Genomic DNA, 13,174 nt, shown 5'->3' on the forward strand with positions numbered 1-13,174 from the left:
TAATTTACATCTCCTTTTTGCTTAGTCCAATCTGTTGTTGGAGTTCTTCTATTTTCCGTTCTAACGTAGAACAACGATCTTCTACTGGATCTGGAATATTTTGATGATCTAGTTTTTGTTTCTTCTCTACTTTGATACCGTCTTGAATGACAATTTTCCCTGGAATGCCAACTACTGTAGCATTGGGTGGTACAGCTTTTAACACAACAGAACCTGCACCAATTTTGCTATTTGCACCAATCGTTATTGAACCAAGCACCTTTGCACCCGTTGCAACAAGTACATTATCTTCTAGTGTTGGGTGACGTTTCCCTTTCTCTTTTCCTGTACCACCAAGTGTAACCCCTTGATATAAGGTAACGTCATTGCCAATCTCACATGTCTCTCCAATAACAACACCCATTCCATGGTCAATAAAGAAACGGCGACCGATTTTGGCACCTGGATGAATTTCAATCCCAGTGAAAAATCTACTTACCTGAGAGATAAAACGTGCCATAAAGTAAAATTTCCTCTTGTAAAAAGCATGTGCGATGCGGTGTCCCCAAACCGCATGCAAACCAGAATAAGTTAGCACAACTTCCAAGGTGCTTCGTGCAGCAGGATCATTTTCAAAAATCGTCGCAACATCTTCCCTTATAGTTTTGAACATATATTCAAAGCTCCCCTCTTTTTTCAAAATAAAAACGCCTCTGCCCTATAGGACAGAGACGCTGGATATGCGCGGTTCCACTCTGGTTGGAAGCATCTAAAGAAATACTTCCCGCTTAAAGTCTATAACGGTGACTTACCGACTAAGCCTACTTAAAGTTCAGCTTAGTGCTCAGAGGTGCATTTCTGTATTACATTGGCTCAGACCACTTTCAGCCGGTGATGGTCCTCTCTAAAGAGCTTGCTCTACATACTTCTCCTCTTCAACGCTTTTTTATCGATAGTAGCTCCATTTTACAATGAAGCTGGAAAAAAGCAAACTAAATTACTTGATAAATTGTTCGACACGTTTAATGACAGTTTCTTTACCTAGTAATGCTATTGAGTTTGGAAGTTCTGGACCATGCATTTCACCTGTTGTAGCCACACGGATTGGCATGAATAGGTTTTTACCTTTGTGACCAGTTTCCTTTTGCACTGCTTTAATCGCTGCTTTAATAGCCGTTGGTTCGAATTCTTCTAAAGCCTCTAATTGTACTTTGAATGAAGCCATTACTTCTGGAACTTGTTCACCGGCTAATATTTCTCTTTCTTCTTCATTGTATGCAAGTTCCTCCGTAAAGAACAATTGAGATAACTCAACAATTTCAGCACCGAAGCTCATTTGTTCATGATAGAGGCCGATCAAATCAGATGCCCAAGCATGTTGTTCTTCAGTTAACTCAGCTGGTAATAGACCTGCTTTTTGTAAATGAGGTAATGCCAGTTCTACTACTTTTTCTTGAGATAATTTTTTAATATATTGGTTGTTCATCCACGTTAATTTTTGTTTATCAAACATAGATGGAGATTTTGAAAGACGTTTTTCATCAAATAGGCGGATGAAGTCTTCTTTAGAGAAGATTTCTTCTTCGCCTTCTGGTGACCAGCCTAATAAACCGAAGAAATTAAACATCGCTTCTGGTAAATAACCAAGATCGCGATATTGCGAAACAAATTGGATAATAGATTCATCACGTTTTGATAATTTTTTGTGATTTTCATTAACAATTAAAGTCATATGACCGTAACTTGGAGCTTCCCAACCAAACGCATTAAAAATCATTAATTGTTTCGGTGTATTTGATAAATGCTCTTCACCGCGGAATACATGAGTCATTTCCATGAAGTGATCATCTAATACAACTGCATAGTTATATGTTGGAATTCCATTTGCTTTGACTAGTACCCAATCACCAACATCTTTAGATTCGAATGATACCTCACCTCGAACTAAATCATCGAATTTGTATGTAACTCCCTCAGGAACGCGCATACGGATTGTGAACGCTTCACCAGCAGCTTCTTTTGCTGCAACTTCTTCAGCAGATAAATGACGGCATTTCCCATTGTACATTGGAGCAGCTACACCATTTGACTTTTGTACTTCACGATCAGCTTCTAATTCTTCTGATGTACAGAAGCATTTATAAGCCATACCTTTTTCAATTAATTGATGAGCATGGTCACGATAGATGTCTAAACGCTCCATTTGGCGATACGGCGCATAAGGTCCACCGATATCAACTGATTCATCATACTCCAAACCTAACCATTTTAAGTTATCTAATTGAGAAGCTTCGCCACCCTCGATATTACGCTCGATATCTGTATCTTCAATACGAACGATAAAATCTCCGTTATGGTGTCTTGCGTATAAGTAGTTAAATAAAGCTGTACGTGCGCCACCAATGTGTAAATGTCCTGTTGGGCTTGGTGCATAACGAACACGAACTTTTTTAGTCATGATATAATCCTCCTAGTTTTCCTGCAAAAATTCACTTCGTTCATTTTACCACTGCAAGTTTAAAATTTAAAGGAAGTCATTTTTTTATTAGTAAAATGGTTGCCATTGAAGCAATTCCTTCTTCGCGACCTGTGAATCCTAGTTTTTCAGTAGTTGTTGCTTTGACATTTACTTGATCCGGTTCTGCATTTAAGAGTTCCGCAATTCGATTACGCATAGGTTCAATATATGGTGCCATTTTAGGTCGTTGTGCCATGATTGTGCAATCTACATTACCAAGTACATATCCTTTACTTTCAACGATTTCCCAAATATATTCTAATAACTTTGCTGAGTCAGCATCTTTAAATGCAGGATCTGTGTCTGGGAAATGACGACCGATATCCCCTTCTCCGATTGCCCCCAAAGCAGCGTCCGTTATTGTGTGTAATAAAACATCAGCATCCGAATGACCTACTAAACCTTTTTCATGAGGAATTGTAATACCTCCGATAATTAATGGTCGACCTTCTTCAAATGCGTGTACATCAAACCCTTGTCCTACTCGAAACATAGTTATCCTCCTATACGTTGGCTTAAAATCGCCTCTCCAAATATTAAATCTTCTTTTGTTGTTATTTTAACGTTATCGTAGCTACTTTCAACGATATGTACAACCTGACCTAAACGTTCGACTAACATAGCCTCATCGGTTCCTAAAAATTGATCCTTCTCAGCCGCATTTTCTGCTTCTTGTAAAATTGTAAACTGAAATGCTTGAGGTGTTTGAATCATCCATAAGTTAGAACGATCTACCGTCTCAACTATGACACCATTTTCAACTTTTTTCATCGTATCCTTTGTACGCACACCAGCAATTACCGCACCCTTCTCTTCTGCAGCCTCTACTAGCTTGTGAATAACCGGAATTGTGATAAACGGTCTAGCAGCATCATGAACGAGTACAATTTCACCATCTTCTACTTTTTTAACACAAGAATACACGCTATCTTGGCGTTCTGCTCCGCCATCCGGTAATGCTTTAACTTTTTTAATATTATATTTCACAAGGAGCGATTGGATATATTCTCGTTCTTCAGGTTTTACCGCTAACCAAATTCCCTTACATGCAGAGTCTTGTTCAAAGACCTCCAGTGTGTGGATTAATATTGGCTTTTCACGTAGTTCTAAGAACAATTTGTTATGTCCCGCACCCATACGCTTACCGCTACCGGCTGCAGGCAAAATAACGTCATATTGCTTCAAAATTTTCACGTCCTACTCATGGAAAAGGACAAGGCAAATTGCCCTGTCTCTTTTTGTTTTCTATTATGCTACTTTACCGCCACTTTTTGGTTTTGCAAAAATCATACGACCAGCAGAAGTTTGTAAAACACTTGTCACTACGACTACAATTGCTTGCCCAATATAGGATTTCCCTTCCTCAACGACAATCATTGTACCATCATCTAAATAAGCCACACCCTGATTGTGTTCCTTACCATCCTTGATAACAACTACATGCATTTCTTCACCTGGAATAACTACAGGTTTTACAGCATTGGCTAAGTCATTAATATTCAGAACAGCCACATTATGGAGGTCACATACTTTATTTAAATTAAAGTCGTTAGTTAAAATCTGACCACTCATTTTTTTAGCTAAACGAACTAATTTTAAATCCACTTCTTGAATATCATCAAAATCAACTTCTGTAATCAAAATATCCGTTGCCCGTTCATCCTGTAAAGTTCTTAAAATATCAAGACCTCGACGACCGCGGGTACGTTTAAGTGTATCTGAAGAATCTGCAATATGTTGTAATTCTGTTAACACAAACTGCGGAACGACTAATGTACCTTCTATAAAACCAGTTCTCGAAATATCAGCAATACGCCCATCAATAATAACACTCGTATCTAGTAGTTTATAAGCAGTTGCTGGTGTTTCTGAAGCAACTTCATCAGAACTTTTCTTTTTAGCTAAATTATTTGCTCTTGCTGCGGAAAACACATGAAGTAATTCATCACGTTTTTTAAAACCTACCTGAAACCCTAAATACCCAAGAACAATAGATAACAATATCGGTAAAACTGTCGTAATGACCGGAAGTTGTATACTATCAATCGAAAACCCAACAAAATACGCCACAATTAATCCTACAATCAAACCTAATGTGCCAAATAACAAATCACCAACTGGAGCTTTCAATAACTTGTCTTCCATCCAACGAATAAAACGGACACATGAATCGGAAAATAAAAATGAAAATCCAAATAAAATGAATGCGCCAATTGTAACTGACACATATGGATTATTTAGCCATGGGTTTGAGGATAAATGAATGAATTCGTATAATGGCGGTAAAAATAATAAACCCAACGTACCTCCGATAAATAAGAAAGCAACTTGAATAACTATTTTCAACAAAATGAACACCTCCTTTATAGTTTTAATTATACATAGTTTCCCTTTTATTTGCTCGGCAAACCCCTTGGACAATTCAAATCATTTTAATTGCTTGTTTTTTCTACTTTTCATTTTCAATCATCTAGAAAAAACAACTTTTTACACAAAAAACTTAATTTATAAATTAAACAAAATATGCTCTTTACAACAGAAATCCCTCTTGTTAATGACCATCCTTTAGTCAAATGTGACATCGTTATGTCACATTTCTTGAAATCGGTTACAATCTTCATATTCGAGAAAATTCACAACGCAAAACAGGAGGATTGTTATGAATCAAACAAAAAATATTAAAATAACAACTGCAGACCCATCAGGCATCGGACTTTTTGGACTAGCCATCGTTACACTTGTAGCCTCATCTCAAAAATTAGGGTGGACTGAAGGTGTGGGTCTAGTCATTCCCTGGGCAATATTCTTAGGCGGTATCGCACAATTTTATGCCTCTATACTAGATTCTAAACATAATAATACATTCGGTACTACTGCTTTCGGAGCTTATGGACTTTTTTGGATGGCGGTGGCTACTTCTTGGTTTGTTCAATCTGGAACTTTTGGATTAACGTTACAAGAAAGTGCTGATGTACATCAATTAGGGTTCGTATACATAGGGTACCTTGTTTTTACAATATTCATGACCATTGGTGCATTAGAAACAAATAAAGTACTATTTTTCATTTTTTTCTTAATCAATTTTTTATTTGTTGGCTTATCACTAAGTTCTCTTGGCATCATGGAACACGGCATGCACCTTCTAGCAGCTTATTCTGAGTTTGGCATTGCAATCCTATCTTTATACGGTGCTGGTGCAAATGTTTTGAACAAACATTTTGGTTTCGAATTTTTACCTTTAGGTAAACCTTTCGGAATTATTACTAAACCAGTAGAAAAAGAAAAAACCGCTCACTTACAAACAAATAACCAAACATTTTAGAAAAAGCGACAACCTTTTGGTTGTCGCTTTCATTTCACTACATCATAAATCGCGGAAGCAAAGTTTCAGCGCCTCGTTTACCGTCTCTACCCCAACTACTTCAATACCCGCTGGATAATCCCAACCCCCTATGTTAGAAGCAGGAACAATAGCTCGTTTAAAGCCTAGCTTTGCAGCTTCTTGAACACGCTGCTCCACACGTGATACACGACGCACTTCACCTGTTAAACCTACTTCACCAATAATACAATCTCCTGCACTCACAGCACGGTCCTGATAGCTTGAAACAATACTTGTTAAGACTGCTAAATCGATTGCCGGTTCATCTAATTTTACGCCACCTGCTACTTTAATATATGCATCTTGAGCTTGTAACAACATACCCATACGTTTTTCAAGTACTGCCATCAACAAGGATACACGATTCTGATCAATGCCTGTAGCCATACGTTTCGGATAGTTGAAGCTTGAAGGTGTCACTAAAGCTTGGATCTCAACCAGTATTGGGCGTGTCCCTTCCATAGAGGCAACGACACTAGAACCCGCAGCCCCTTGCGAACGTTCTTGCAAGAACAATTCAGAAGGATTTAATACTTCTTTTAAACCACCCTGTAGCATTTCAAAGATGGCAATTTCATTCGTTGATCCAAAACGGTTTTTTTGGCTACGTAATATTCTATACGTATGATGACGCTCTCCTTCAAAATAAAGAACCGTATCTACCATATGTTCTAAAATACGTGGACCTGCTATTTGCCCTTCTTTCGTTACATGTCCAACAAGAAAAATAGCAATATTTTTTGTCTTAGCAATTCGCATTAACTCAGCAGTACATTCACGCACTTGTGATACACTACCTGGTGCAGAAGTTACTTCTGGATGATGTACGGTTTGAATGGAGTCAACAATGACAAACTTTGGTTGAACTTCCTCTATTGTTTGATTTAAAAACTCCAAATTCGTTTCAGAGTAAATATATAACTCAGCTGACTTCACACCTAGTCGCTCTGCACGTAATTTTGTTTGGCGAATAGATTCCTCACCTGAAATATAGAGTACCCTATGACCTTTATTAGAAAGCAACGCCGAAACTTGCAAAAGTAGTGTGGATTTACCGATTCCAGGGTCGCCACCAATTAACACTAAAGAACCTGGCACTACTCCTCCACCAAGTACACGATTTAACTCATTTAGTTCCGTTTCAACTCTAGGTGCATCTTCTGTCTCAATCGAAATAATTGGCATAGCCTTTTGAGAAGTACTTGATGAGTGCTGGAACGCTCCTCTAGGTCCTTTAGAAATGACTTCTACTTCTTCCACCATCTTATTCCATTCACCGCACCCAGGACATCTTCCCATCCATTTTGGTGATTCATAGCCACAAGAATTACATAAAAATTTCGTTTTCTTTTTAACCATATTTCCTCCCACTAATACTTCTATTGTTCTCTCTATTATAAAACAAGGCACTCCAAACATGTTGTTCGGAATGCCCTGCTTTTTCAGACCTTTGATGAACTAAGTAGCTAACTACACAATTTCATCGTTAGAATGAATTATTTTGTTACAAACTCTTTAATATTTACAACAAACTCATCGTTTTCAACATCGAAAATGACACGCTGACCTGTTAGCACTGTTCCTTTTAAAATCTCTTCAGATAAACGGTCTTCCACATGTTTTTGTATTGCTCGACGTAAAGGACGAGCACCATACTGTGGATCATAGCCTTCTTTAGCGATTTTATCTAAAGCTGCGTCAGTTAACTCTAGTTCGATATTTTGTTCTTGCAAACGTTTTGTCAATTGTTTTGCCATTAGTGCAACGATTTTCGTTAATTCTTCTTTTTGCAATGCATGGAAGACAATCATCTCATCAATACGATTTAAGAACTCAGGGCGGAATGCTTTTTTCAATTCTGACATTGTAACACTCTTATTATCTTTGTGTATGTCTTTTGCATTAGCTGAGCTAAAACCGAGTGATTTTCTATATTGAAGTTCTGAAGCACCTACGTTTGATGTCATGATAACAACTGTATTTCTAAAGTCTACTACGCGTCCCTTAGAATCTGTTAAACGACCATCTTCTAATACTTGTAATAGAATATTGAAAACATCTGGATGTGCCTTTTCAATTTCATCTAGTAAAATAACTGAATATGGTTTACGACGGACTTTTTCTGTCAACTGACCGCCCTCTTCAAATCCTACATATCCTGGAGGTGAGCCAACAAGTCTCGAAGTCGAATGTTTTTCCATGTACTCAGACATATCAACTCGGATCATAGAATCTTCATCACCAAACATTACTTCTGCTAATGCACGAGCAAGTTCTGTTTTACCAACACCAGTTGGTCCAAGGAAAATAAATGAACCGATTGGACGCTTCGGATCTTTTAACCCTGCACGTGCACGGCGGATTGCTCTAGAGATGGCTTCAACTGCCTCAGTTTGACCAACAAGGCGTTTGTGCAACTCTTCTTCAAGGTTTAGCAATTTAGCAGATTCCTCTTGTGCTAACTTCGATACCGGTATCCCCGTCCACACAGAAACTACTTCGGCCACGTCATTAACAGTTACTTTGGATTCTTCTTTACCTTGCTTTTCTTTCCACGTTTTCTTTGTAGATTCTAATTCTTCTTTTAATTTTTGTTCAGTATCGCGAAGCGAAGCCGCTTTTTCAAATTCCTGACTTTGAACAGATGCGTTTTTCTCTGATCGAATCGCTTCTAGTCTTTGCTCAAGTTCTTTTAAGTTTGGAGGAGTTGTATAAGAACGCAACCTTACTTTTGATCCCGCTTCATCAATTAAATCAATAGCCTTATCTGGTAAGAAACGATCCGAAATATAACGATCGGACATTTTCGCAGCCGCATCAATGGCTTCATCCGTAATTTTCACACGATGATGCGCTTCGTAGCGATCACGTAAACCTTTAATAATTAGTATGGCTTCTTCAACAGTTGGTTCATCGACTTGAATTGGTTGGAAACGGCGCTCCAATGCTGCATCCTTTTCAATGTATTTACGATATTCATCCAATGTTGTAGCACCGATACATTGTAATTCCCCACGCGCTAGAGATGGCTTCAAGATATTCGATGCATCAATAGCACCTTCTGCTCCACCTGCGCCAATTAATGTGTGTAGTTCATCAATAAAGAGAATAACATTACCTGCTTGGCGAATTTCATCCATCACTTTTTTCAAGCGATCTTCAAATTCACCACGGTATTTTGTACCCGCCACGACTGTTCCCATATCAAGTGTCATAACACGTTTATCTCGTAAAATTTCAGGTACTTCATTGTTTACGATTTGTTGAGCTAAGCCTTCTGCAATTGCCGTTTTACCGACACCTGGTTCCCCGATTAAAACTGGGTTGTTTTTAGTACGGCGTGATAGCACCTCAATAACTCGTGTAATTTCCTTACTACGGCCAATCACTGGATCTAAGCTGCCATCTCTTGCAACTTGAGTCAAATCACGTGCCAAGCTATCTAAAGTTGGTGTACTTGCAGCTTGTGTAGCACTATTTGCATTTTGTGCATGATCATGACTACCTAACAACTGTAACACTTGTTGGCGCGCTTTATTTAAACTAACTCCTGCGTTGTTTAAAACACGAGCTGCTACGCCTTCTCCTTCACGAATAAGGGCTAATAATAAGTGCTCTGTACCAATATAAGAGTGACCTAGTTTACGTGATTCATCGACAGATAGTTCGATTACTTTCTTTGCACGAGGTGTGTAATGCACGATTGGACCAACGTCTTTTGTACCTACACCAACTAGCTCCTCAATACCTTCTTCTATCATTTCAGAGCTAATATCAATTGCTTCAAGCGCTTTAGCTGCTATACCGCCACCTTCACGAATTAAGCCAAGTAAAATGTGCTCTGTACCGATTGATTCATGTTTCATACGAATGGCTTCTTCTTGTGCCAATTGAAGCACCTTTTGTGCGCGTTGAGTAAATCGATTAAACATCATAAGAATCCTCTCCCTCTTCGTCAGATTGACCTTTTTTTAATTCTCTATTGCATTGCAATCGTTCTCGCAACAAACTTGCTCGGTACACATCTCGTTCGTTTGGTTGAAGTGTAGTACCTGCATGTTGTTGTAAAAAGCCAGGCTGCATATAAAGCATACATTCGTTCAAAACAGCAATAGGTATATTCTGGATTATACCCAAATATATACCCAATCGAACGTTAGATAAACAATTTGCTGCTTCTTCGCTCGTTAAAATTCTGGCATATAGTAAAGTTCCCAATGAACGATTGAGACGATCCGCTAAAGCGATTGATGCATGTTCTATTAATGCAGTACGTGCTTCTGTCTCTTTTTGAATAATTTGTTCAGTTACACTTTGTAAGTCTAATAAAATATCCTTTTCTGATTTACCAAGTGTGATCTGATTGGAGATTTGATAATAATTGCCTACCGATTCCGTCCCCTCACCATACATTCCTCTCACAACCATACCAAGTCGTGGCATCGTACTTATGAGAGAACCAATTTGGTTTGTCATAGTTAATGCAGGTAGATGCATCATAATAGACGCCCTCAAACCCGTTCCTGTATTTGTAGGGCAACTTGTTAAATAACCAAATGTATCATCAAAAGCATAAGGTAAATGATGCTCTAATAGACGATCAATTTGATCTGCGCTTTTATAAGCTTTTTCTAGTTGTAGACCTGGCTGTAAACATTGTATACGAATATGATCCTCTTCATTAATCATTACGCTAATCGATTCATCTTTTGACAGCAAAACCGATCCAACTCTCTCTTTATCTGCAAGCTGAGGACTGATTAAATGTTTTTCTACTAATACTTTACGCTGTAATGCAGGCATGTCATGCAATGAAAAATAAGAGAACTGAAAATGTTGTTCTTCCTCATCATCTGCATCAATCAATACATTCGAAACAGCTTTATCAATTTGCATTGCCTCTTCATCAGAAAAAGCTCTTGGAAAACGGAAATCTGTTAAGTTACGAGCTAACCTGATGCGAGTACTCATGACGATATCACCATATTGTCCTTCTTCTTGCATCCAATTGGTCGTTGGATTGTGTAAAAAGTGCTCAATGTTCATCTTGAGACTCACCCCCTACTTGTAACTTTTTTTCAAGAGTACGGACATTATCCCGCATTGCCGCTGCATCTTCAAACCGCTCTTCCTCTATGGCCACTTTCATGTCCAACCGAATTGCCTCGATTTGTCTTTTTAATTGATATAGCTCATTAATAGATCCTGGCACTTTTCCAATGTGTTCCACTGCTCCATTATGCAAACGTTTTAATACCTGAGGTAACTGCTCTTTAAAAGTTTCATAACAACCAGGGCAATTAAATTTTCCCTCGTTCAAAAATTGATGGTATGTCATGCCGCATTCAGGACAATTCTCCTGTTCCTGCATTTTCTGCTCATTTACATTTGGTGCTGCAACTGACCAACTCGGTGTACCAAACCAATTTGAAAAAAGTTTATGCATTGAAATTGGATCGGCATTAAAATCGAGGTTCAAATGGAAAGAATCAAGTTGTTTATTGCACACTTCACAGAAATGCCTTGTCGTTTTTTTGCCATTCTTCATTTGTGTCACCGTGATAGTGGCCGGTCTTTGTTTACAGTTTTCACAAATCATACCCTCGCACCTCTTTTACAATTGCTTGTCATATTTTATAGTCAGTAGCATTGCTTGTAGGATACGCGCGCGAAGCTCATCACGTACCGGTAAATTTATTCGTAACACAGAACGATTAAGAGCTGCTAACATCATTTTAGCTTCTCTTTTCGTAATTACACCTTCGTCAATTAAACGGAAAATTAAATCATTCGTCATAGTTTGTGAAGCACCTTCGTTCACTTGCTCAATCACTTGGTCAATTAAATCCGCCTTTGAACTAGCTTTAACACGTAAAATTCTTATATATCCTCCACCGCCACGTTTACTTTCAACTAAATAGCCACGCTCGGCGGTAAATCGAGTATTTATCACATAATTAATTTGGGAGGGTACGCATTGAAATTTATCAGCAATTTCACTCCGTTTAATCTCAATATGTCCCTCTCCACCTAATTCGATAACCTCTTTCAAATAACCTTCTATTATGTCAGAGATATTACGCATTTCAAATTCCACCTCGCTTGCATCACTGACTTTGACTATCTTTGACTATATTTGATTACATTATACACAGCCTAATAAAAAACACGCAATTGAAATGCTCATTGAAATGTGTAAGGTACCTGTTTAGCCTCGAGAAGCACCCATACCTTCAAATCGAAAATGTCTTTTCAGTTTTCGTTCAAGAAAGTGGCAGTTACCTCGGAGCCATGTCGAGGCTGGTGAGCAGAAGAAGTACTAAAAACACTCATTTTAAGGAAGATCGTAAATCTTAGTCGTCCCATCGTAACAGTTGCTCGAAAAACATCCTACTTTCTCAAGATACCCGTTTCACTTATCTAATATTCGGTCAAAACAAAAACCGCGACAGCAATTGCCATCGCGGTTTTTCAAATCAATACCATTTCCCAACAATCGGGTAATTCCACTCTGTATCATTAAGAGCCTTTACAATACCTATTACTGGAATGACAACGCCCATAATCAAAAAGACTACTAAGAACGGAAGTCCAATTAATAAAAAACTAAATATCCCTGATACAATGACTAATACCCACATAACAAATTGGAACAATAGCGCTTGAATGGACAAACGCTTAATCTGTTTATCTTCAATAAAAATATAGAATAGGATTGGCACTAAACACGGCGCAAAAAATGCACTTGCGTGAAGAATCACTTTTAACCCTTTAGATTCCACTTAGAGCAACTCACTTTCATAAATTAATATGTTTCTTATTCTATTTATACGATTAAAAAATCCATTAGTTTCATATCCTCATAAAAAAAAGGAACATTCTTTATTTCGATTCGTCCTCTGAAGTAACAAAAGTAAGAGAGGAGTTTTTCCTTTGAAAAAAGCATTATTATTCATCGGTAGCATCGCATTATGCTTAATCATTTTCATTGTAATGCCTTATTGTTTATTGAAAAATTCATTTTCAAATGATTGCGAATCTAAAACTTCCTCATGCTCTAAAACCATTGAGCATAAAATAAAAATCATCAATTCAATAAGTGAGTCAGATGTTCTGTATCAAGATCAGAATACTATCGAAGACTCAACCGATAAAAGTCATCGAGATCAATTTTTATCAAGCCTTTTCCTAAGTGATAAATAAATACCATAAAATATATAAGAGGGCAGCTATGCATAAGCGCCCTCTTTTTTATTTCTATTTATCTTATGTTTCATTCAGCATCTTCCCGTGAC

13 protein-coding genes and 1 other annotated feature are annotated in these 13,174 nt (G+C 37.9%); of the genes, 2 read left to right on the forward strand and 11 right to left on the reverse strand.

What is annotated here, in order from left to right; genetic code table 11:
• Positions 1-4 precede the first annotated feature (4 nt).
• The 5 genes from cysE to MKY02_RS21290 form a co-directional block, all read right to left on the reverse strand.
• Positions 5-652: a serine O-acetyltransferase gene (gene cysE / locus MKY02_RS21270; protein WP_038179016.1), complete on the reverse strand. Its 648-nt coding sequence runs from the start codon at positions 650-652 to the stop codon at positions 5-7.
• Positions 653-703: 51 nt separating this feature from the next.
• Positions 704-927 (reverse strand) — a binding site (T-box leader).
• Positions 928-976: 49 nt separating this feature from the next.
• Positions 977-2,437, reverse strand: a complete 1,461-nt coding sequence (gltX, locus tag MKY02_RS21275) for a glutamate--tRNA ligase (RefSeq protein WP_038179013.1) — start codon at positions 2,435-2,437, stop codon at positions 977-979.
• Between the two features lie 76 nt (positions 2,438-2,513).
• Entirely contained in the window at positions 2,514-2,990 is a 477-nt protein-coding gene (gene ispF / locus MKY02_RS21280; protein ID WP_076034959.1) for a 2-C-methyl-D-erythritol 2,4-cyclodiphosphate synthase, read from the reverse strand.
• 2 nt (positions 2,991-2,992) lie between these two features.
• On the reverse strand, positions 2,993-3,682 hold the full coding sequence (ispD, locus tag MKY02_RS21285) for a 2-C-methyl-D-erythritol 4-phosphate cytidylyltransferase (RefSeq protein WP_038179009.1): 690 nt from the start codon (positions 3,680-3,682) through the stop codon (positions 2,993-2,995).
• A gap of 63 nt (positions 3,683-3,745) precedes the next feature.
• Entirely contained in the window at positions 3,746-4,846 is a 1,101-nt protein-coding gene (locus MKY02_RS21290) for a PIN/TRAM domain-containing protein (RefSeq protein ID WP_038179007.1), read from the reverse strand.
• Between the two features lie 310 nt (positions 4,847-5,156).
• On the opposite strand from MKY02_RS21290, the gene MKY02_RS21295 reads away from it, so the two are divergent.
• Positions 5,157-5,819: an acetate uptake transporter gene (locus MKY02_RS21295; protein WP_038179005.1), complete on the forward strand. Its 663-nt coding sequence runs from the start codon at positions 5,157-5,159 to the stop codon at positions 5,817-5,819.
• 42 nt (positions 5,820-5,861) lie between these two features.
• Here the strand turns inward: MKY02_RS21295 and radA are convergent, their stop codons facing one another.
• The 6 genes from radA to MKY02_RS21325 all read right to left on the reverse strand — a co-directional run bounded on the left by radA (position 5,862) and on the right by MKY02_RS21325 (position 12,661).
• Positions 5,862-7,238 (reverse strand): DNA repair protein RadA, encoded by a 1,377-nt coding sequence (gene radA / locus MKY02_RS21300; RefSeq protein WP_038179003.1) that lies wholly within the window; start codon positions 7,236-7,238, stop codon positions 5,862-5,864.
• Between the two features lie 137 nt (positions 7,239-7,375).
• Positions 7,376-9,814, reverse strand: coding sequence for an ATP-dependent Clp protease ATP-binding subunit (locus MKY02_RS21305; RefSeq protein ID WP_038179001.1), 2,439 nt, complete (start codon positions 9,812-9,814; stop codon positions 7,376-7,378).
• The gene (locus tag MKY02_RS21310) at positions 9,804-10,925 is read right to left on the reverse strand and encodes a protein arginine kinase (protein WP_038178999.1); all 1,122 of its coding nucleotides are present in this window, start codon (positions 10,923-10,925) and stop codon (positions 9,804-9,806) included. Before MKY02_RS21310 ends, MKY02_RS21305 begins: the two co-directional genes overlap by 11 nt.
• Positions 10,915-11,427, reverse strand: coding sequence for a nucleotide excision repair protein (locus MKY02_RS21315; protein WP_340711659.1), 513 nt, complete (start codon positions 11,425-11,427; stop codon positions 10,915-10,917). Before MKY02_RS21315 ends, MKY02_RS21310 begins: the two co-directional genes overlap by 11 nt.
• 66 nt (positions 11,428-11,493) lie before the next feature.
• Entirely contained in the window at positions 11,494-11,964 is a 471-nt protein-coding gene (locus MKY02_RS21320; protein ID WP_340711660.1) for a CtsR family transcriptional regulator, read from the reverse strand.
• A 391-nt stretch (positions 11,965-12,355) separates the two neighbouring features.
• Entirely contained in the window at positions 12,356-12,661 is a 306-nt protein-coding gene (locus MKY02_RS21325; RefSeq protein WP_038178993.1) for a DUF4870 domain-containing protein, read from the reverse strand.
• 151 nt (positions 12,662-12,812) lie between these two features.
• Between MKY02_RS21325 and MKY02_RS21330 the strand changes: the two genes are divergently transcribed.
• Positions 12,813-13,082 carry a hypothetical protein gene (locus MKY02_RS21330; protein ID WP_038178991.1) on the forward strand — a complete coding sequence of 90 codons (270 nt, stop codon included), beginning with the start codon at positions 12,813-12,815 and terminating at the stop codon, positions 13,080-13,082.
• Positions 13,083-13,174 lie beyond the last annotated feature (92 nt).

Source organism: Viridibacillus sp. FSL R5-0888, from assembly GCF_038009105.1.
Taxonomy (GTDB): domain Bacteria; phylum Bacillota; class Bacilli; order Bacillales_A; family Planococcaceae; genus Viridibacillus; species Viridibacillus arenosi.